The organism is Bradyrhizobium sp. CCBAU 65884, assembly GCF_028128835.1.
Lineage (GTDB): Bacteria > Pseudomonadota > Alphaproteobacteria > Rhizobiales > Xanthobacteraceae > Bradyrhizobium > Bradyrhizobium ottawaense.
The window spans coordinates 91,979-110,875 of the sequence record NZ_LBJU01000123.1 but is presented as its reverse complement, the minus strand read 5'-3'; the positions used below and the strand labels follow the sequence as shown (position 1 = coordinate 110,875).

Sequence of the window (18,897 nt, the reverse complement as noted above, 5' to 3'; positions counted from 1 at the left end):
TCGAGGGGCGGGAATGGTCAGATTTGCCAGCAGGAGGACACGGCAGCACGCCGTGCTATCGGAGGATTTCGAGCGCGAGCTGACACGCGAAGTGCTTCGCACCGAGCTGCTCCGGGTGCGGGCGCTGATCATGACGGGCTGCGTCATGATGGTGCTGCTCACCGCGATCTATTTGATCGACCCCAGTGTGGTGAACCGGGTGTGGCGCGGAACGGAAGGGCTTGTCGAGGTCTACGGCCTGCTCGGCGGCTTCATCCTGTTCGAGGTTTGGGTCCACACCCAGATCAGGAAGAACCTCCGGCTCGATCGCGATCTGCCGGTGATCCGGCGCTATATCGGCACGCTGATCGAGACTTCGCTGCCAACGGTGATCCTGATCCTGCAAACCCGGACCATGGGCGCGAGCCAGGCGCTCGGTTTCGCCGTGCCGCTGATGTACTTCATCTTCGTCATCCTCTCGACCTTGCGGCTCGACTTCTGGCTCTCTGCGTTCACAGGCTTCGTCGCCGCAGCCGGGCTTCTGTCTGTCGCGCTGCTCTACAACGCGGCCGACGAGGCCGGCGAGCCCCTGATCTATTTCCACGCTGTGCGCAGCATCGTCATCCTGATCTGTGGCGCGCTGGCGGGCGCGGTCGGCGCTCAGCTGCGCCGCCAGTTCGCCGCGAGCATCGCGGCGGCGACCGCACGCGACCGGGTGACGAACCTGTTCGGCCAGCACGTCTCTCCGCAGGTGGTGGAGCGGCTGATGGCGGCGGGAACCAGTGGTGGCGGCGACGTCCGCCGCGTCGCTGTGATGTTCGTCGATTTCCGCGGCTTCACGGCGGGCGCGCAGTCGCGCACCCCACAGGAGGTGGTCGACCGGCTCGATGGCGCCTTTGCGGTGCTGGTCGACGTCCTCGATCGCCACGGCGGCATCGTGAACAAGTTTCTCGGCGATGGCTTTCTCGCGCTGTTCGGCGCGCCGCTGGAAGCCTCCGACGCCGCGCATCGCGCGGTGGCCGCAGGCCGCGAGATGCTGAGTGCGATGGACCGCATCAACGCACAGACGAGCTGGCCGCTGCGCATCGGCATCGGCATTCATTTCGGCGAGGTCGTCGCCGGCAATATCGGCTCGCCCCGGCGCAAGGAGTACACGGTGATCGGTGACACCGTGAACTTCGCATCGCGCCTGGAGGCGCTGAACAAGGAGTTCGGCTCGCAACTGCTGATTTCCGCGACCGTGCGCGAGGCGCTGGGCAACGATGGTGACGATGCCGTTGCGCTCGGCGAGGTCGAGGTGCGCGGCTATGAGCGGAAGGTGGCGGTGTTTCAGCTCGGCTGAGGGGGCCTTCAAATGTGAGTCGCGTTTCGTTGAAGCGAGCCGCGGTTCGTTGAAGGCTTCTAGAATCTCTTCCGCGATTGCTCCGATTGCTCCGAATTTTGGGGCATGACGAGCGATGTCGCCGGCCTATAGACTGCCGCCCGATGCGGCCGGTCGCGGCCGCGACTTGCATGAGGAAGTGACGATGCAGCGCCGCTACATCACCGTCGACGTGTTCACCGACCGCGCCTTCGGCGGCAACCAGCTCGCCGTGGTGCTCGACGCCGGCGGGCTCACGACGGCGCAGATGCAGACGATCGCGACCGAGTTCAACTATTCCGAGACCACCTTCGTGCTGCCGCCGCGCGACAAGGCCCATGATGCCGAGGTGCGTATCTTCACACCGGTCCGGGAGATGCCGTTTGCGGGCCATCCCAATATCGGGACCTCCTTCGTGCTGGCGAGCCTCGCCAAGGAGCCGAAGCCGCGCCTGCTATTCGAGGAGAAGGCCGGGCTCGTGCCGGTCGATATTTTTCGCGAGCAGGGACGGGTGGTCAGCACCGAGCTCACCGCGCCGCAGCCGCTGTCACGGCTTGCGCAACTTTCTGCCGAAGACGTCGCGGCCTGCATTTCCCTGAGCGCCGATGACATCAGGACCGATCGCCATGCGCCGCAGGTCGTCGGCGTCGGAACGCCCTTCGTGGTGGCGGAAGTACGTTCGCGCGATGCGCTGAAGCGGGCCAGGTCCGACGCGGCGGCCTTCGGCAGGCTCTTGCCGCGCGACGGTGCAGTCTCGGTGTGGTTCTATACGCGCGATGTGCCCGCGGCAGAGGCGCCTAGCGAGATCCAGGCGCGGATGTTCATGCGCGGCGCCGGCGGCTACGCTGAGGATCCCGCCACCGGCAGCGCGACGGTTGCCGCGGCCGCGCTGTTCGCCGACCTCGATCCCGCGCGCGATGGCGAGTTGAAGCTCACCGTCGGCCAAGGCTTTGACATGGGCCGGCCGAGCATCCTGCTGACGCGCGTGCGCAAGCAGGACGGCAAGATCATCTCCGCCCATGTCGGCGGCAGCTGCGTGCAAATGATGGAGGGGACGTTCAAGCTGGCAGGGGAGGGATAGGAACCATCATCCCCGCGCAATGGCGAAGCCGTTGTCGCTGGAGATGCGAGCCCTTGCGAGCCTCGAAGGATGCGCGGCCGAGGTGCAACCTGGGGCACGCCGTCGTGGTTTCGTTCCCCGCCCGAGCTCCGGCTACACCTGCCGTCCCGCCAAGTTCTTCACCGCAACCCCATCGCGCTCCTCGATGATCTCCGCGATCATTTGGCGGTGGCAATGCGTGTGATCCCTCTCGTAGCAGAGCAGGCACACGGGACCGGCCTTCTTCACCAGCGCCGAGAGCTCGTCCATCGCTTCCCTGGCCTCGGGCGCCTTCAGGTGCTTTGAGAAAATCTTCTCCAGCACGTCGTATTGCCCGCTGCGCGCGGCGAGGCGGCCTTCCTTCGGCGTGCCGAGCGCGGCGAGATGGACATAGGCGATGCCGCGCTCGTCGAGACCCGCGGCAAGCTGCTTCTTGGAAAAGCCCGGCCGGCGTGACGACGTCACCGCGCGCACGTCGACCACGAGCTTGACGCCAGCCTCTACCAGCTCATCCAGCACCGCCTTGGGCGGCGTCTGCTCATAGCCGATGGTGAACAGCTTTTTCGCCTTTGCCATGGCGCACCTCAGCTCACCCTTGCGATCAGTTCCATGGCGCCGGCCGGTGCGCGCACCTTGCCCTCGTGGATGACGTAGGCGAACACGTCGCGTGGCTCCTTCTTTGGCTTGGCCTTGTCAACTTTGGGCAGGTCGTCCGGTTCGCCGCCCGAAGCCCAGGCCTGAAGGCGCTCGGCCCAGGCATCGAGCTGCTTGGGCGGGTAGCAGGTCTTGATCTCGTCATTGCCCTTCTGCAGCCGGGCATAGACGAAATCACCGGCGACGTCGGCGATGGCGGGATATTTGCCGTGCTCGGCGAACACCACGGGCGTCTCGAACTCGCGGATCAGCGCCACGAAGTCCGGCGTGCAGAAGCTGTCGTGGCGGACCTCGACGACGTGGCGCAGCGCGCGTCCCTCGAGCTTGCGCGGCAATAGCTCGAGGAACTTGCCGAAATCGGCGCCGTCGAATTTCTTGGTCGGCGCGAACTGCCACAGCACCGGCCCGAGACGGTCGCCGAGCTCCAGCACGCCGGAATCATAGAACCGCTTGATGGAATCGCCGGCTTCCGCCAGCACCCGGCGGTTGGTGGCGAATCGCGGTCCCTTCACCGAGAACACGAAGCCGTCGGGCACCTCGCTCGCCCATTTGCGAAAGCTCTCCGGCTTCTGCGAGCCGTAATAGGTGCCGTTGATCTCGATCGAGGTCAGCTTCGAGGCCGCGTAGGACAGCTCCTTCGCCTGCGTCAGCTTCTCCGGATAGAACACGCCGCGCCACGGCTCGAACGTCCAGCCGCCGATGCCGATGAAGATGTTGCCTGACTTTTTGGACGCAGTTTTTGCTTTGGCCACGGAAGGATCTCGCATCGACGTGGAGGGGATGCCGTCATCCTAGTCAAACCAGTTGTGATTGGCCAGTTGCTGCGTCCCGTCTAAGGTCGCGGCAGGATCTGCGAAAAAGGAGAAAAAGATGCGGATGCTGATGGTGGGAGCGGCGCTCGTCATGATGACATCTGCTGCCATGATATCTCCAGTTGTTGCGGATGACGACGATGCGAAGGGCGCGCAGAAGCTCGCCATGCAGGGCCGCGACGATTACTGGCATTGCCTGGCGCGGGAATATTCGCGCGACAGCAATCGGGGAATGACGGAACAGGATTTTGGCCGCTCGGTCGCGGGCGCCTGTTCGTCGGAGCGGCAATATTATCGGGTGGCGCTGCTCGACTATCTCACCACGCAGTACCCGAGCATCGATGCCGGCGCCCATCTCGCTACCGCGAACAGGGCAGTGGAGGCCGCGCAGAAGAACATCGTGACGGCCTTCGTCAAGCAGAGGCCGCCGGCGAAGTAGGCAATGGCCAATAGCGAGCAGGGGAGAAGCCTGGACCGCCTCATCCGCCATTCGCCTTTCGGCAGCCCTTCCGGCTCCGCGCGCATCCGTGATATCACGGGGCGTATCTGGAACGGGGATGGGTTTCCATGGCGTCTGAGTCGGTAGGGGGCATTTTGGGCGTGATCGCTGCCGCGATCGTGCTTGCAGTCGCCGTCGTGTTCGGGCCGATTGGCCAGTACGGCAAGCCGCCTAAGCCGGCGAAAGTCGAGCCGGCGCCGGCTGCCGCACCCGCGGCTCCCGCCGCGCCGGCGCCGCGCGGGCCGATCATCCGGGAAGTGCCCAACCAATAAGGCACGAAAATCGTGGTTTTCGCCCCTTGCGAAGCGGTCTTGTCATTCCTATCTAGCTTTTAACGGCGCCGTTGAGCGAAAAACTCCGGCGTTGGAACGACCTTGGAATAGCTTGGGCTCGCGCCGGATGTACGCGCGGCCCGCCGTTCCGGGGTCGTTGGCATTTTAAGGCCTCTTTTGGCCAAATTCCCTTGGAAACCCCGGCTTGGCAGCGCAGGACGCGGCGGATATACGCTGCCGTCATGAATGAAGCGATCAGACCGGGCTCCGACAATCCGCTGCAGGCTCAAGCAGGGCCGGAACTGTCGGTCATCGTCCCGACCTTCAATGAGCGCGACAATGTCACGGTGCTGTACCGGCGGCTGGAGGCGGTGCTCGCCAACGTCGCCTGGGAAGTCGTGTTCGTCGACGACAATTCACCTGATGGCACCTGGGACGTCGTGCGCGCGCTGGCGCAGCAGGACAGCCGCGTGCGCTGTATCCGCCGCATCGGCCGCCGCGGCCTGTCGGGCGCCTGCATCGAGGGCATCCTGGCGTCCAGCGCGCCCTTTGTGGCCGTGATCGACGCCGACCTCCAGCACGACGAGACGCAACTGCCGAAAATGCTGTTGCTGCTCGCAAGCGACGAGGCCGACCTCGTGGTCGGCAGCCGCTACATCGAGGGCTACAAGAGCGAGGGCTTCAACAAGCAGCGCGCCGGCGCCAGCGCGCTGGCAACCGAGTTCGCCAGGAAGATGCTGCGGGTCGAGATCGCCGATCCCATGAGCGGCTTCTTCATGATCCGCCGCGATCGTTTCGAGCAGCTCGCGCCGAAGCTCTCCGTGCACGGCTTCAAGATCCTGCTCGACGTCGTCGCGACCGCGCACGGCGGCTTGCGGGCGGTCGAGATTCCCTACACTTTCGGCGCCCGTCAGCACGGCGAGAGCAAGCTCGATTCCATGGTCGCGCTCGATTTCCTCGGCCTCGTGCTGGCCAAGCTGAGCAACGACATCGTCTCGCTGCGCTTCATCCTGTTCGCGATGGTCGGCGGCATCGGCCTCGTGGTGCATCTCACCACGCTGTTCATCGGACTTCAGTTGTTCAAGGTGCCGTTCGCGGAGGCGCAGGCCGCCGGCGCCATCGTCGCCATGACCAGCAATTTCATCCTCAACAACTTCCTCACCTATCGCGACCAGCGGCTGAAGGGCTTTGCGCTGCTGCGCGGCCTGATCGCCTTTTACATCGTGTGCAGCGTCGGCCTGCTCGCCAATGTCGGCGTCGCCTTCTCGGTCTACGACCAGGAGCCGATCTGGTGGCTGGCCGGCATGGCCGGTGCGCTGATGGGTGTGGTGTGGAACTACGCGATGTCAGGCCTGTTCGTTTGGCGCAAGAAATAACCCACGATGGGCGGGGCTGACGCGCGGATCGTCCGCAATACCGTGCTGCTGATTCTGGCGCTGGTGGCCCTGCGGCTCGTCGCGGCCGCGTTCACGCCGATCACCTTCGACGAAGCCTATTACTGGATGTGGTCGAACAACCTCGCCGGGGGCTACTACGACCATCCGCCGATGGTCGCCTATGTCATCCGCGCCGGCACCATGATCGCCGGCGATACCGAACTCGGCGTCCGCCTCGTCTCGATCCTGCTCGCACTGCCGATGAGCTATGCGATCTACCGCTCCGCTGCGATCCTGTTCGGCGGCGCGCGCGTGGCGGCGACCAGCGCCGTCCTGCTCAACGTAACCATGATGGCCTCCGTCGGCACGCTGATCGTGACGCCGGATGCGCCGCTCCTGGTCGCATCCAGCTTCGTGCTGTTCTTCCTCGCAAAAGTACTGGAGACCGGCCGCGGCGTCTGGTGGCTTGCGGTCGGCGCGGCCGTCGGTGCGGCACTGCTGTCGAAATACACGGCGATGTTCTTTGGCGCCGGGATCCTGATCTGGCTCGCTTGCGTGCCGAAGCTCAGGCGCTGGTTCCTCTCGCCCTGGCCCTATCTCGGCGGTCTCGTTGCTCTGGCGCTGTTCTCGCCGGTGATCCTCTGGAATGCGGACCATCAATGGGTCTCGTTCGCAAAGCAGCTCGGGCGCGCGAAGATCGAGGACTTCCGACCCGTCTTCATCGCCGAGCTGATCCCCACCCAGATCGCGTTCGCAACCCCGCTGGTCTTCATCCTCGGCGCGATGGGTCTGCACGCGCTGACCTGGCGCCGGGCCGGCGCACTGGCCTCGCGTGTGCTGATCGAGGCGATGTTCTGGACCATCGTCGCCTATTTCGTCTGGCATTCGCTGCATGCCCGCGTCGAGGCCAACTGGTTCGCGCCGGTCTATCCGCCCTTCGTCGTCGCCGCGGCTGCTGCCGCCAACCTCGTGCAATGGAAGCCGCGCCAGCGCCGCCTGGTGGATTTCTGCCTGCGCTGGGCCGCGCCTGTCGGCATCGTGATGTTTGCAGCACTCATCGTGCAGGCCAACACCGGCTGGCTCTCGGGTTATCGCCGCGATGCCACCGTGCGCAGCGTCGGCGTCGGCTGGCGCGAGCTCGCTGCCGAAATCGAAGCCGTGCGCGCGCGCCATGGCGCGACCTGCGTGCTCGCGCAGGACTACGGCACCACGGGCTGGCTGGCCTTTTACTTGCCCCGCGGCACCTGTGTGGTGCAGCAGAACCAACGCATCCGCTGGGTCAACATGGGCGAGCCCGATCCAAAGCTGCTCGCGGGCAAGCTGCTCTATATCGACGAGCTGCGCCCGGACGGTCATCCCGTCCTCAACGACCTCTTTGCGAAGGTGACGCAGGTCGCGCAATTGCAGCGCAAGCGCGGGCCCCTCGTGGTCGAGACCTACAGCGTCGATCTGCTGGAGGGCGCCAAGGGCGACGTCCTCGACCGCTCGCCGCCGCCGGAAGCGCGGTAGTAGGCCGCACTGCTTCCACAGCGTCGTCCCCGCGAACGCGGGGACCCATACCCCCAGGGAGCAGTTTGGCGAAGACTGTTCGTGGGCGATCTTTCAGTTGGTATGGCCAGCTGTGCTCAGCGACAGATCACGCGGTATGGGTCCCCGCGTTCGCGGGGACGACAGCCGAGTGCTGGGTCGATAGCAACGACTATCAGTCGATCATCTCAGCCTTTGTCGCACCCTGGCCCGGCCCACTGTGATCCCGCCAGAACCACACGGTCACGACGCCGGAGCGGCCACGGACCTGGGCGAGCAGGGGGCCCGACAGGACGCCGTCGGGAGCCCCGTGGAAGTCGGCCGTATCCAGCAGCGTATTGCTCAGGGCGAGTCGTGCATCGTTCTGGACGGCGACTTCCATCAGCCGGCTCGCGACGTTGACCGTGTCGCCTGTCGCCGTGATGTGCTGGTGACTTTCGCCGAGGCGGGAGGCGACGATCTCGCCGAAATGCGCGCCGATCTTGAAGCCGAGCTGACCGCCGATCGCTGACGGCAGCGAGGCGATCCAGTGGTCGACGCCGCGATGCAGGTCGATCGCGCATTTGAGCGCGCGCGCGGCGTCATCGGGCATCGCGGCCGGCAGACCGAACAGGATCATGGCGCCGTCGCCGAGAAAGCCGGTGATCATGCCGCCGCAATCGACCGCGGCCTTGTCGATCCGCGCGTGAAACGCCTGCAGGATCTCCTGAAGCGCGTCCGGATCGATCCGTTCGCTCAAGGAAGTGAAGCCGGAGAGATCGATGAAGACGATCGCGGCGTCTTGCCGGACCGGTTTGGACAGGAAATTCGGATCGCGCGCCAGCCATTCCTGCACGGCCGGTGCCTGGAATTGTGCGAGAGACCTGCTTTTGGCGGCGAGATATTGCGTGCGGCGGCCCCCGGCCCACAGCTGCACACCGGCAAAGATCGCAACCGGCGGCACCGCGGCGGCGAGCGTGGTTGCCGCATTCAGCCAGACGCCATGCGTGAACGCGAAGGCATTGAGGCCGGCCCAGGCGATCATCACCGCGGCCGCCGCCATGATGCCGAGCGCGCTACGCCGCCAGGCCAGCAAGCCGACCAGCAGCATCGGCAGCAGGATCGCAGCGAGCGCGTCGGCGATATGGACCCTGTGGTCGCGCACGATGCCGTCGCCGGAAACGAGGTGGGTGATCGCGGTCGAGACCACCTCGACGCCGGGCATCAGGGAATCGAACGGTGTCGGGTAGAAGTCGCCGCCGCCGGCGACCGAGGCGCCGATCACGACGATCCGGTTCTCGATCGCATCGCGATTGAGCGTGCCGTCGAAAATGCTCTGCGCGCTTACGGTGCGGATGGTGCGGCGGGGACCGTAATAGGTGATCGGCAGCGCGAAATCGGTGTCGGTCGGCACCGCGCGATCGCCGAGCATGAGGTGATCCGGCGCGATCGTCAGCGGCTTGTCGAGCGCGCGCGTCGCGACGCGCAACGGGAACGACAGCTCGACCTTGTCGCGGGTCCGGAACAGCATCGGCACCGAGAGCGGCGATCCCGATTGTCCGGTTGCGACATTGACGATGCCGACCTCGGCGTGGTCGGCGAACGCTGGCAGCGGCAGCAGGAAACGTTCGGCTTGCGGCAGCACGGCGAGGGGACCTGCACTGCCGGGCGCCACATTTTCGCTGGCGGAAGGAAAGATTGCCGCGGCGGCGAGCACCATGGGGCCGGTGGCGAGCGTGTTTGCGAGCGTGGCGTCGCCGATCGCAGCGCTGCGGTCGACGAGCAGGAGATCGATCGCGACGACCTTCGGCTTGAACTGCACGATGGTGTCGACGACGCGGGCGAGATCGGCGCGCGGCAGCGGATAGCTGCCGCCGCGCTTCACCACGGTGTCGTCGATCGCGACGATGGTGACGAGATCGGGCGGACGCTGCACCCCGCGGACCTGTGTTCGCCAATCGGTCAGCGTTGCTTCGAGGCGGTCGAGAAAGCGCAGATGGCCGCCTGCGTGCGCGGCAAAGATGCCCGCGCCCCACAGCGCGGTGAGGGCGAGTGCCACCAGGATCTGAACGCGTCTCGTCATTACGTCGTACTGCAATCTTCTTTTTCTTCGGGCCTGAGAGCCGAGGTCTATTGACCAAGTCTTATTGACCAAGTCTTGCCATGAGAGCGTCGATGCGCGGCTGGCCCCACTGCTTCACCGTCAAAGGTCCGGTCGCTTCCACGTCGACGCCTTGGCCGGGGCCCAGCACGACGCCGCGCCCACGAGCCCTGCGGCTGACGTCGACACGGCCGTCGGCGACGAAGACGGAGGTCTTGGCCTCAGCGACGTCGACGGCCCATCTGGTGCCGCGCACCGCGGCAATCGCCTGCGGCGTCAGCACCTTGAAGGGATTGCCGCCCGGCTTCCTGGGCACTTCGACCAGCAGGGCTTTGCTGCTCAACTCGACGGAGTCAATATGTCCGTCGCGGTTGGCGTCCTTTAGTTCAAATCTGGCGCCGTTTTCTGCAACGATGGTGATGCCGTTGTCGCAGCGCCAGGTCTGCGTGCCGCCGGCCGAGGCCGACGATGTGCAAGCTGCATTGGCAGGCTGCGCGGCCGCGTATCCCATCAACAACGACGACGCCAGAGCAAGATATCCGGCGCGCGCGAACCTTCTCATGCCAGCCTCCGTTTGCATGCCCGGCACAATTCAAGGCGATGTTGATACGGTACCGTATCACACGCAGAGGCTGCTGAAAAGTGCCGCTTTACGAGCTATTTTCTTGCCGAGGCCTTTTCCAGAGCGGTGCGATCAACTTTCGGTCAGGGCGCGGTCGCCGTGTGGGCGGTCCGAGCGCTGTGTGATGTGCGTGATCTTGCCCGCCGTTCTCGTGTCACCCACGCGCCGGCGGGAAGGCCGGCGCACCAGCCTCGCGCAACGCTTCCCCGCTATCTTCCGGGTATCGAAGGCCACGAAAACGACTTGGTTGGGTGGCCCTAGAGAGGCGGCGGGAGACGATCGCTGAATGCGCCGCTCCTGCCGAGAATTATAGTTAACAGACGCGGCTAAGTCCGTAGTTCTGCGGGCTTTTTTCTCGAAATGGGACGACGCTAACGAGCTGCCGCACATCTGCCCGAACTTAATCCGCATTTAACTAAAAGTCGCCTTAATGACGCTCCGACCCTCTGCGAGATGCTGTTCCCGGATCGTGACCAGCGGCACTTCGAAGGGGGACTGAGTGACACCGTCCTGGACGCAAGGCGAATGAGTAAGAGTATCGCTGCGCAGAGTAACGCGGCACGGAAGTCCAAGAATTCTCTTCGGAAGTCTTCCCGGAAAATGACCACGACCAATTGGCTTGGCGCCGCGGCCATCGGCTGCGTCGTGATGGGTGCCGGCTGGACCATCTACAGCAACGTCTTCGGCGCGAGCGTCTATCCGACCGTCGGCGGCATTGGCTACGACGAGCCGGTGATCAAGCGTGCGCCCAAGGTCGCGCTGCGCGAGGCCGGCGACGCCATCAAGGAAGCTTTTGCGCTCCTGCCTGACCGGTTGCAGGTCGCCGCCCCGATCTCGCGTGAGATGTTCAACGAGCGCTTTGCTGCCGCTGCGACCCAAGGCGTGGCATCGAACGCGGCCAGCGCGGCGCCAGCGACCCAGGTTGCGGTGGCCAAGGACGCGCCGAAGCAGAGCGTGATCGCGAAGGTCGCGGAAGCACTGAAGCCGTCGGCCCCGGCCAAAATTGCTGAGAAGTCCGCTGACAAGACCGGGGACAAGGCCAAGCGCGCTCCGGATGCCCAGATGCAGCTCGCCTCGGCCGATCCGGCCCAGATCGTGCCGGCACCGGAAGCGAAGAAGTCGTTCGCCGATCGCGCCAAGGCCGCGGTGATGTCGATCACCGGTCCGCGGCAGTCGATGGTCGAAAAACTCTGGGGCAAGCGCGAGCCGTCCGGCGGGCTGCTGGCCTACGCCTCGGCCGATGCCAGCGTGACCGCGTCGATCGCGCCGAAGGAGCAGAACCCGATGTTCGGCGGCGCGCCGCCCTATGAGCGTGACACCGCGGTCTACGACATCACTGCCAAGACGGTGTATCTGCCCGACGGCACCAAGCTCGAGGCGCATTCCGGCCTCGGCTCCAGTCTCGACGATCCGCGCTCCCAGCGCACGCGCATGCGCGGCGTGACGCCGCCGCACATCTACACGCTGAAGCCGCGCGAAGCGCTGTTCCACGGCGTGCCCGCGTTGCGCCTGACCCCGATCGGCGGCGAGAGCGCGATCTACGGCCGTGACGGCCTGCTTGCCCACACCTTCATGCTCGGGCCGAACGGCGATTCCAACGGCTGCGTGTCGTTCAAGGACTATTACGCGTTCCTCGACGCCTACCGCAACAAGGGCATCCGCAAGCTCGCGGTGCTGGCGCGGGTGGAGTGAGGCGCAGCGCGCCTCACCGCTCACTTCTCTGCATGATCAGCGCTTGACGAAGACCAGGTTGCAGGCGCGCGCCTCGTTGCGCTTGCCGGTGCCGCGGGTGCGATCGAACTGCGCGTCGACCGTAAAGGCGTAGGGCGAGCCGGGCGCAAGGTTGTTGAGCGTGTACGCGCTTGCCCCCGTTGTGCCGCGCGCGCTCAACGTCGTCTTGCCGTCGGCCTGGATTTGGCCGTCGATCTCCAGGCGGTTGACGCCGTCCTTGTTCTGAGCCTCGGCGTGAAACACGCCGTTGGTCACGGTGCCGGCGAGGGGCCTGGTGAAGCCCTGCGCCTTGCCGGAAGCCGGGCAGTTCAGCGTCACGTCCCAAGTGCCGTCGAAGTCCTTGCTGCCGCCGGCGCGGGTATTGGTCGCAGGCGCCAGCGCCACCTTCTGCTTCAGGCCCTCGATCCGCGCCTTGGCGAGACTGACGAAGCTGCAACTGGAAAAACGCGTCAGATGGTCCTCGAAGGCGCTGACGGTGCCGATGGTGTCGGCAGCCTTCCAGTGCGCCTCCGCGGATGCGCACGGGTCGGCCCGCGGCGCGGCCTGCGGAGCTGCGGGTGCGATCGTGACCGACACCGGTCCGTTCAGGTAGAACTTGCCGATGATCGACAGCGACAGCTCCGGGAGCTGCGTTTTTCCGCTGGCATCATAGACGTCGCTGCTGATGTCGCGAAACACATCGCCGATCTCCTGCGGCTCTTCGATGTGCTTGAGGAACGCGGCCGTGTAGGGGCTGTTGCGGCCGACGCCGTCCGCCGCGGTCTGCCCCGATTGCGTCGAGAACGACACGATCGTGCCGCGCGGAGCTTCGACCTTCGACAGGCCGCGCCCGATCGAGGCGGCCCGCGTCGCCGAGCGCTTGAGAGTTTCCGCCAGCGGATTGTCGCGGCAGGAATCGAGCACCAGGATGCGCAGGTTCTTGGCTTGCTGCAGATCGTTCACGATGTCGTCGACCCGCACGAAGCGCTTCAGGTCGGCCTCATCGGTGAGCGTGGCGTCGACAGGCATCAAATAGTTCACGCCGTTGTACTGCATCGCATGGCCGCTGTAATAGAATATGGCGACGTCAGCTCTGCTCGCGGCGCGCGCGAAGCGGATGGTCAGATCCTGCATGTCGGCCTGGCGCAGGTCGATGCCCTGGATTACCTCGAAGCCGCTGCGCTTGAGTGAGGCTGCGACGTCCTCGGCATCGTGTGACGGGTTGGGCAGCTGCGCCGTCGATGTATAGGCGCCGTTGCCGATCACCAATGCCACGCGCGTGTCCGCAGATGCAGTATCGGGAGACAGCCAGCCGGCGAGGAGGCCCAGGCAAAATAAAGATGAGGACAATCTGGAAAGAGCACGCATGAATGCCTTCCAAGAAAATATCGAAAAATATCCCTCCAGATTAGCGTAAGCCGCGCCGACTTCAATGCCCTCGCCGGGAAAACGATCAGATTTCGCGACCGTGACGTCCGGTCACGCTGCCATCGCCTTGCGCAGGGCCATCTCGGTCGCAATCGCTTCCCGCACGGCCGGCCGCGCCTGCATGCGCCCGAGATAGGCTGACAGAGACGGCCATTGCGCGATGTCGACGCCTGCGGGACGGAGCAGCAGCAAGGCCCAGGTGAGGTGGGCATCCGCGACGGTGAAGCCGTCACCCACGAGGAATTCGCGCTCCGCCAGATGCGCCGACGGCACCGACAATGTCTGCGTGATTCTGGCGCGCGGCTTGGCGAGCGAGCCGTCGTCCTTGTACCAGAAGGCCGGAAACAGAAACGCCTTGTGGATCTCGGCGCCGACGAAGCTCAGCCACTCCTGCAAGCGATAGCGATCGGGATCCCCGAACGCCGGCGCAAGGCCCGCCGTCGGCTTCACGTCTGCGATGTATTGCAGCACTGCCGCGCTCTCGGTCAGCCGTTCGCCGTTCTCCAGCGCCAGGACCGGCACCGCGCCCTTCGGCGACACGCCGAGGAAATCGCTGCCGTCGTCCACGATCTGCTTGGTCCAGATATGGGCGAGGTGATACTGCGCCTCGATACCGGCCTCCATCAGCGCGATGCGACTCGAGAGCGAGCAGGCCATCGGAAAGAAATAGAGTTGCAGCATCGGATGCTCCGTCAAATCAGCGCATCGCTGCGCGCGATGATCGCGAAGCGGTCCGAGAGCTCGGCCAGCGCGACCTCGTGAATCGTCCGGGCGTCCAGTGTGCCGCCGCGGCCATCCGGCAGGTCACGGGTGGCGCAGGCATCGGCCGCGATCGTCGTCCGCAGGCCGAGGTCGAGCGCGGCGCGGGCGGTCGAGGAGATGCACATGTGGGTCATGAAGCCGGCCAGCACGATGTTCTTGCATCCGGTCGCGGCAAGCCGGGCTTGCAGATCGGTGCCGGCGAATGAGTTCGGCAGCGCTTTCTCGATCACGGGCTCGCCTGCTTGCGGCGTCAGGCGATCGACGATCGCGCCGCGCGCCGCCTCGCGATCGAACAGGCTGCCGGCGCGGCCCTTGTGCGCGACATGGATGATCGCAGCGCCGCTCTCCCGTGCCCGCGCCAGCAGGCGCGCCGCCGCGGCGATCGCCGGCTGTGCATCGGGAAGGGCCAACGGGCCGGCGCAATATTCGTTCTGGATGTCGATCAGCACGAGGCAGGCCTCGTTGAGCTTCGGCGGATTGAGATCGGCGCCGGCGAGTTCGAGCAGGGTCTTGGGAGCGGTCATGCTGGTCAGGCCTTCCAGGGAGATCGGATGGCGTCACATTAGCGCAGCATGGGCCTGCCATTGTGCAGGACTATTGCAGCTAATGGCTGCAGATTTGCAGGACGCGGCATCGCCTGCTAGGCTCGCCCGGATGAACTGGGACGATCTGCGCATCATTGCCGCGGTGAGGGACGAGGGCACCTATGCCGGCGCCAGCGCGCGGCTGCGCATCGACGAGACCACCGTCGGCCGCCGGCTCGCACGCATCCAGTGCGATCTCGGCGTGCTGCTGTTCGATGCCGTGGACGGCCAGCGCCGTCCGACGCGCCATTGCGAGGCGGTGCTCGAGCATGTCGGCGCGATGGCCGTCCATGTCGCGGCGATCGACCGCATCAAGGAGAGCCAGCCCGGCCCGGTCGGCCGCCTGCGCATCGCCTCGACCAACGCGGTCGCCGAAGAGTTGCTGGCGCCGCACGCGAGCAGCTTCCTGCGCGATCATCCCGGCCTGACCCTGCAATTCCTGACGTCCAGCGGCAACGTCAAATTCTCGCGCTGGCAGGCCGACCTCGCCATTCGCCTGCGCAAGCCGGAGAAGGGCGACTTCACCATCTCCAAGCTCGGCGATGTCAGGCTGTATTTCTTCGAGCCCGCCGACCGCGCCGGCGGCGAGCCGGTCGCCTGCATCTATCCCGATGAGCTCGACACCATTCCCGAACAGCAGTTCTTGCGCGCGAAGCGGCTGACGAACGTTCGCTGCATCACCGACAATGTCCGCATCATCAGGACCTTGATCCAGTCGCATCAGGCCGTCGGCGTGCTGCCCGAGCACAGCTGCGAAGGCCTGTTCGCCGACCGCAGCCTGCGCGCGACGCTGCTGCCGAGGCGGCGCGACGTCTGGCTCTTGGTGCAGAACCATCTCAAGCGCGATCCCGCGACGCGCGTGACGATCGACTGGGTGAGGGCGTGTTTCCAGGAAACTTCGCGCCCTTGACGTCACATGGCGCTGTGATCCTCGCGTCACACTGCGCAAGCTGTGTCGAAAAATCTTCGAGCTCCCCCTTGCAACCCGAACGTGCCTGGTCTATTAGCCCGCTCCTTCGCTAGGCCATGTGTCCGGGCTCGTTGAGATCCCGGCTGGCGCGAGCCGGTCTCCGGTTTCGTGTTCCGCCGAATGAAGACGCAGGATGTAGCTCATGGAGAGCGCCGGAGTAAAATCCGGAGGCATCGGTTCGATTCCGATTTCTTGTACCAACCAAAGGATAGCTCAGTGGTAGAGCAGATGACGTTTAATCATCGTGACGCGGGTTCGAATCCCGCTCCAGCGCTACGGGTCAGCCTGAAAAACTGACACCTCTGACGAGGACCGGACGCGCGCTTCAGTCGCAGTCCGGCCGTTTTGCCGCAAGGCTTTCCGTCCGAACCTAGACACTATGAGACCGGCTTTGCGCCGCGGGTAGATACCGCTTGCGTTGATGCCGGGTGGCTCCGCTCGGCCGCGCGACATCCGTCGCGCGATCGCGCGCGTGCGCCCGTCGTCATGCGAGCTCAAGCCTCGGTCCGTCATCTCTCAGGAAGCGTCGTCCGCGTCCTCAAATCCTTTGCAAACGAAACCTGTTGTCCGGCATCCGGCCGGACGCAAAACGATGGAGGCGTGCCATGACTTCGAACAAGGGCTGGCATTTGCTGATGCTGAACGTGACGGTCAAGGATGGCGAGCGTGCGCTGCTCACGCGCAACGGGCAGCTCGTGCGCGTGCTCGCGCCCGGCAGGCATCGTCTGTTCGATCCCCTGCACGAGCTCAAGGCCGAGGTGCTCGATGTGGTCCGCAGCGAATTCTCTGCGGATCGCTACGCGGTGCTGAAGGCCGCACGGCCTGATCTCGCCGCCGAACTGTTCGAGGCGGTCGAGACCAAGGCGGACGAGATCGCCATCGTCAGCCTCGACGGCCGGCCCGTGCATCTGATGACGCCCTGGCAGGTGCGCGTCTACTGGAAGGTCGCAACGAGCGTCGATGTCGAGCGCATCGACGTGTCCAGCGATGTCAGGGTTGGTGCGCGGCATCTGGCCATGATCGAGCGTAACCGCTCGGCCGTGACGTCGGAGACGGTGGTCGAGAACCACGAGGCGGGCCTGCTCTATGTCGAGGGCCGGCTCGTCGAGCGGCTCGTGCCCGGTCGGCACGCCTTCTGGACCGTCGGCCGCAAGATCGAGGTGAAGCGCCTCGACCTGCGGCCCCAGGCGGTCGAGATCACCGCGCAGGAGATGCTGACCAAGGATCGCATCGCGCTGCGGGTGACGCTGACGGCGTTCCGTAAGGTGGTCGATCCCGAGCGCACGGTTGCGACCGTGCCCGACGTGGATGCGTGGCTGTACCGCTTGGTGCAGTTCGCGATCCGCGAGGCGGTTGCGGGCCGGACGCTGGACGAGGTGCTGTCTGCGAAGGCGGCGCTGGATGCGGAGCTGCGCGACTATGTGCGGGCACGCGTCGCGGAGTCCGGTGTCGAGGTCACCGAGCTCGGCGTCAAGGACGTGATCCTGCCCGGCGAGATCCGGGAGTTGGTGAACAAGGTGGTGGAGGCGGAGCGGGTCGCCAAGGCGAACCTGATCCGCCGGCAGGAAGAGACTGCGGCGACGCGTTCGCTTCTGAACACCGCCCGCCTGATGGAGGAGAACCCCCTGCTGCTGCGGCTCAAGGAGCTGGAGTCGCTGGAGCGGCTGGTCGAGAAGGTCGGCCGCATCGATCTCCACGCCGGCAACGGCGAGGGCCTCGATGCCCTTCTGACCCGGCTCGTGCGCCTGAAGGCCCCCGAGAGTGCGTAAAACCGAAGGGCCGCCCACGGGCGGCCCTTCACATATCCGTCGTCGTCGCTTGCAATGAACGCCGAACCGCGCCTGTGCGACCAAAATCACGGAGCCGGGATTGCGCGCGCGCGAAGGTTGCGTAAACTCGCGAAGACCACGGGTTTGATCAGGGCAGGCGCATGACGATTCTTCAGGACTCCATCCGGCCGTCGCGAGCGCAATCGCGGGAATGGAAGGTGATCGTCATCCTGATCCTGTTGGTCCCGGTGCTGTGGTCCCCGCTGATCCTGTTTCGCTTCGTCCTCTATCAGCCGTTCAGCATCCCCTCCAATTCGATGGCGCCGACGCTGATGGTCGGTGACTACGTCTTCGCCGCCAAATATGCCTATGGCTACGGCCGGTATTCATTGCCGTTCGCGTCGTCCTGGATCTCGGGCCGCGTCTTTGCTGCCGACCCGGAATACGGCGACATCGTCGTGTTCCGGACGGCAAAGGACAGCTCGGTCGACTACGTCAAACGCGTGGTCGGGCTGCCCGGCGACCGCATCCAGATGCGGCAGGGCCAGCTCATCCTCAACGACCGGCCGGTGACGCGCGTCGCGCTCGAGGACGGGCTCGCCGACAACGCCTGCGGTGGGGATGGCGGCGTCAGGGTCAAGCGTTGGCGCGAGACGCTGCCGAGCGGCGCGTCCTATGTCACCAACGACTGCCTCGACAACGGTTTCCTGGACAACACCAACGTCTTCACGGTGCCCCCGGGCCATTTCTTCGTGCTCGGCGACAACCGCGACAATTCCACCGACAGCCGCATGATGTCGACGTTCGGTTTCGTGCCGATGGACAATCTCGTCGGCAAGGTGACGCGCATCTTCTGGTCGCTCGACGAAGACGGCGAGCCGCACATGGACCGGCTGGGCAAGGTGGAGTGAGGGCGACCGTCATGGGCGCGAAGCGTTTGATTGTGCCGCACTGTCATTCCGGGGCGCGCCCACTTGGGCGCGAGCCCGGAATCCATAACCACAGGCCTTAGTTGGCTATCCCGGGATAGAGATCATCCCAGTTTGGATTCTGCTCCTCGATCAGCCGCGTCTTCCAGTCGCGACGCCACTTCTTGAGTTCTTTCTCGAGGGCGATGGCGGTAACTGCATCGTCGTAGATCTCGAACAAGACGAGCTTCGAAACGTCGTACTTCGTCGTGAATCCGGGAACGGCCTTTGTCTTGTGCTCTTACACACGGCGAACGAGATCGCTGGTCACGCCGATGTAGAGGGTGCCGTGCTTCTTACTTGCGAGGATGTAGACATAATAGGCCATTCCATCCGCCTGTGGTTATGGATTCCGGGCTCGGCGCTACGCGCCGCCCCGGAATGACGAACCCACCACCATCTTAGCGTGTATCACCCCCAAACAAA

At 65.2% G+C, this 18,897-nt stretch carries 18 protein-coding genes, 2 tRNA genes and 1 pseudogene; 12 read left to right on the top strand and 9 right to left on the bottom strand.

Going from position 1 to position 18,897, the window contains the following annotated elements:
• Positions 1 to 13: 13 nt before the first annotated feature.
• Both XI03_RS24375 and XI03_RS24370 read left to right on the top strand, forming a co-directional pair.
• Positions 14 to 1,321, top strand: coding sequence for an adenylate/guanylate cyclase domain-containing protein (locus tag XI03_RS24375; protein ID WP_028142917.1), 1,308 nt, complete (start codon positions 14 to 16; stop codon positions 1,319 to 1,321).
• A gap of 184 nt (positions 1,322 to 1,505) precedes the next feature.
• Complete coding sequence (locus tag XI03_RS24370) at positions 1,506 to 2,420, top strand: PhzF family phenazine biosynthesis protein (protein WP_271593545.1); 915 nt, start codon at positions 1,506 to 1,508, stop codon at positions 2,418 to 2,420.
• A gap of 132 nt (positions 2,421 to 2,552) precedes the next feature.
• On the opposite strand, the gene XI03_RS24365 is transcribed toward XI03_RS24370, so the two are convergent.
• Genes XI03_RS24365 through XI03_RS24355 form a run of 3 tightly spaced genes read right to left on the bottom strand, consistent with a single transcriptional unit; the run spans position 2,553 to position 4,015 of the window.
• Complete coding sequence (locus XI03_RS24365; RefSeq protein ID WP_271593544.1) at positions 2,553 to 3,014, bottom strand: DUF488 domain-containing protein; 462 nt, start codon at positions 3,012 to 3,014, stop codon at positions 2,553 to 2,555.
• An 8-nt stretch (positions 3,015 to 3,022) separates the two neighbouring features.
• Positions 3,023 to 3,859: a DUF72 domain-containing protein gene (locus tag XI03_RS24360; protein WP_085967720.1), complete on the bottom strand. Its 837-nt coding sequence runs from the start codon at positions 3,857 to 3,859 to the stop codon at positions 3,023 to 3,025.
• 24 nt (positions 3,860 to 3,883) lie between these two features.
• The gene (locus XI03_RS24355) at positions 3,884 to 4,015 is read right to left on the bottom strand and encodes a hypothetical protein (RefSeq protein WP_256375077.1); all 132 of its coding nucleotides are present in this window, start codon (positions 4,013 to 4,015) and stop codon (positions 3,884 to 3,886) included.
• Here XI03_RS24355 and XI03_RS24350 point away from each other — a divergent pair.
• The 4 genes from XI03_RS24350 to XI03_RS24335 all read left to right on the top strand — a co-directional run bounded on the left by XI03_RS24350 (position 3,963) and on the right by XI03_RS24335 (position 7,560).
• Complete coding sequence (locus XI03_RS24350; protein WP_271593543.1) at positions 3,963 to 4,343, top strand: hypothetical protein; 381 nt, start codon at positions 3,963 to 3,965, stop codon at positions 4,341 to 4,343. The two genes, XI03_RS24355 and XI03_RS24350, sit on opposite strands and share 53 nt — an antisense overlap.
• Before the next feature lie 128 nt (positions 4,344 to 4,471).
• Positions 4,472 to 4,675: a hypothetical protein gene (locus XI03_RS24345; protein WP_028142922.1), complete on the top strand. Its 204-nt coding sequence runs from the start codon at positions 4,472 to 4,474 to the stop codon at positions 4,673 to 4,675.
• Between the two features lie 242 nt (positions 4,676 to 4,917).
• A complete protein-coding gene (locus XI03_RS24340; RefSeq protein WP_028142923.1) occupies positions 4,918 to 6,051 on the top strand; it encodes a glycosyltransferase family 2 protein in 1,134 nt (377 codons plus the stop codon).
• Positions 6,052 to 6,057: 6 nt separating this feature from the next.
• On the top strand, positions 6,058 to 7,560 hold the full coding sequence (locus XI03_RS24335) for a glycosyltransferase family 39 protein (RefSeq protein WP_097668928.1): 1,503 nt from the start codon (positions 6,058 to 6,060) through the stop codon (positions 7,558 to 7,560).
• A 193-nt stretch (positions 7,561 to 7,753) separates the two neighbouring features.
• Here the strand turns inward: XI03_RS24335 and XI03_RS24330 are convergent, their stop codons facing one another.
• Together XI03_RS24330 and XI03_RS24325 are read right to left on the bottom strand one after the other, a co-directional pair.
• Positions 7,754 to 9,640, bottom strand: a complete 1,887-nt coding sequence (locus XI03_RS24330) for a CHASE2 domain-containing protein (RefSeq protein WP_271593542.1) — start codon at positions 9,638 to 9,640, stop codon at positions 7,754 to 7,756.
• 61 nt (positions 9,641 to 9,701) lie between these two features.
• On the bottom strand, positions 9,702 to 10,220 hold the full coding sequence (locus XI03_RS24325) for a FecR domain-containing protein (RefSeq protein WP_271593541.1): 519 nt from the start codon (positions 10,218 to 10,220) through the stop codon (positions 9,702 to 9,704).
• Positions 10,221 to 10,880: 660 nt separating this feature from the next.
• Between XI03_RS24325 and XI03_RS24320 the strand changes: the two genes are divergently transcribed.
• Positions 10,881 to 11,972: a DUF2778 domain-containing protein gene (locus tag XI03_RS24320; protein ID WP_028142927.1), complete on the top strand. Its 1,092-nt coding sequence runs from the start codon at positions 10,881 to 10,883 to the stop codon at positions 11,970 to 11,972.
• Positions 11,973 to 12,008: 36 nt separating this feature from the next.
• On the opposite strand, the gene XI03_RS24315 is transcribed toward XI03_RS24320, so the two are convergent.
• From XI03_RS24315 to XI03_RS24305, 3 genes are all read right to left on the bottom strand, one after another.
• A complete protein-coding gene (locus XI03_RS24315; RefSeq protein WP_271593540.1) occupies positions 12,009 to 13,358 on the bottom strand; it encodes a caspase family protein in 1,350 nt (449 codons plus the stop codon).
• Between the two features lie 111 nt (positions 13,359 to 13,469).
• Positions 13,470 to 14,099: a glutathione binding-like protein gene (locus XI03_RS24310; protein WP_271593539.1), complete on the bottom strand. Its 630-nt coding sequence runs from the start codon at positions 14,097 to 14,099 to the stop codon at positions 13,470 to 13,472.
• A gap of 11 nt (positions 14,100 to 14,110) precedes the next feature.
• Entirely contained in the window at positions 14,111 to 14,704 is a 594-nt protein-coding gene (locus tag XI03_RS24305) for a cysteine hydrolase family protein (protein WP_028142930.1), read from the bottom strand.
• Between the two features lie 130 nt (positions 14,705 to 14,834).
• Here XI03_RS24305 and XI03_RS24300 point away from each other — a divergent pair, with 130 nt between their 5' ends.
• From XI03_RS24300 to lepB, 5 genes are all read left to right on the top strand, one after another.
• Positions 14,835 to 15,674 (top strand): LysR family transcriptional regulator, encoded by an 840-nt coding sequence (locus XI03_RS24300; protein WP_271593589.1) that lies wholly within the window; start codon positions 14,835 to 14,837, stop codon positions 15,672 to 15,674.
• 188 nt (positions 15,675 to 15,862) lie between these two features.
• A tRNA-Leu gene (locus tag XI03_RS24295) sits at positions 15,863 to 15,934 on the top strand.
• A gap of 7 nt (positions 15,935 to 15,941) precedes the next feature.
• Positions 15,942 to 16,007, top strand: a tRNA-Lys gene (locus XI03_RS24290).
• A 332-nt stretch (positions 16,008 to 16,339) separates the two neighbouring features.
• Positions 16,340 to 17,503, top strand: a complete 1,164-nt coding sequence (locus XI03_RS24285) for a slipin family protein (RefSeq protein ID WP_038948003.1) — start codon at positions 16,340 to 16,342, stop codon at positions 17,501 to 17,503.
• A 161-nt stretch (positions 17,504 to 17,664) separates the two neighbouring features.
• Positions 17,665 to 18,414, top strand: coding sequence for a signal peptidase I (lepB, locus tag XI03_RS24280; protein ID WP_271593538.1), 750 nt, complete (start codon positions 17,665 to 17,667; stop codon positions 18,412 to 18,414).
• 97 nt (positions 18,415 to 18,511) lie between these two features.
• Here the strand turns inward: lepB and XI03_RS24275 are convergent.
• A pseudogene (locus tag XI03_RS24275) lies at positions 18,512 to 18,799 on the bottom strand (GIY-YIG nuclease family protein).
• Positions 18,800 to 18,897 lie beyond the last annotated feature (98 nt).

Bases quoted from the DNA above. Each gene is read 5' to 3' on its own strand.
- XI03_RS24370 (WP_271593545.1), top strand. From the start codon at position 1,506: ATGCAGCGCCGCTACATCACCGTCGACGTGTTCACCGACCGCGCCTTC.
- XI03_RS24345 (WP_028142922.1), top strand. From the start codon at position 4,472: ATGGCGTCTGAGTCGGTAGGGGGCATTTTGGGCGTGATCGCTGCCGCG.
- XI03_RS24355 (WP_256375077.1), bottom strand. From the start codon at position 4,015: ATGGCAGCAGATGTCATCATGACGAGCGCCGCTCCCACCATCAGCATC.
- lepB (WP_271593538.1), top strand. From the start codon at position 17,665: ATGACGATTCTTCAGGACTCCATCCGGCCGTCGCGAGCGCAATCGCGG.
- XI03_RS24310 (WP_271593539.1), bottom strand. From the start codon at position 14,099: ATGCTGCAACTCTATTTCTTTCCGATGGCCTGCTCGCTCTCGAGTCGC.
- XI03_RS24285 (WP_038948003.1), top strand. From the start codon at position 16,340: ATGACTTCGAACAAGGGCTGGCATTTGCTGATGCTGAACGTGACGGTC.
- XI03_RS24365 (WP_271593544.1), bottom strand. From the start codon at position 3,014: ATGGCAAAGGCGAAAAAGCTGTTCACCATCGGCTATGAGCAGACGCCG.
- XI03_RS24305 (WP_028142930.1), bottom strand. From the start codon at position 14,704: ATGACCGCTCCCAAGACCCTGCTCGAACTCGCCGGCGCCGATCTCAAT.
- XI03_RS24330 (WP_271593542.1), bottom strand. From the start codon at position 9,640: ATGACGAGACGCGTTCAGATCCTGGTGGCACTCGCCCTCACCGCGCTG.
- XI03_RS24315 (WP_271593540.1), bottom strand. From the start codon at position 13,358: ATGCGTGCTCTTTCCAGATTGTCCTCATCTTTATTTTGCCTGGGCCTC.
- XI03_RS24320 (WP_028142927.1), top strand. From the start codon at position 10,881: ATGACCACGACCAATTGGCTTGGCGCCGCGGCCATCGGCTGCGTCGTG.
- XI03_RS24360 (WP_085967720.1), bottom strand. From the start codon at position 3,859: ATGCGAGATCCTTCCGTGGCCAAAGCAAAAACTGCGTCCAAAAAGTCA.
- XI03_RS24340 (WP_028142923.1), top strand. From the start codon at position 4,918: ATGAATGAAGCGATCAGACCGGGCTCCGACAATCCGCTGCAGGCTCAA.
- XI03_RS24325 (WP_271593541.1), bottom strand. From the start codon at position 10,220: ATGAGAAGGTTCGCGCGCGCCGGATATCTTGCTCTGGCGTCGTCGTTG.
- XI03_RS24335 (WP_097668928.1), top strand. From the start codon at position 6,058: ATGGGCGGGGCTGACGCGCGGATCGTCCGCAATACCGTGCTGCTGATT.
- XI03_RS24375 (WP_028142917.1), top strand. From the start codon at position 14: ATGGTCAGATTTGCCAGCAGGAGGACACGGCAGCACGCCGTGCTATCG.
- XI03_RS24350 (WP_271593543.1), top strand. From the start codon at position 3,963: ATGCGGATGCTGATGGTGGGAGCGGCGCTCGTCATGATGACATCTGCT.
- XI03_RS24300 (WP_271593589.1), top strand. From the start codon at position 14,835: ATGAACTGGGACGATCTGCGCATCATTGCCGCGGTGAGGGACGAGGGC.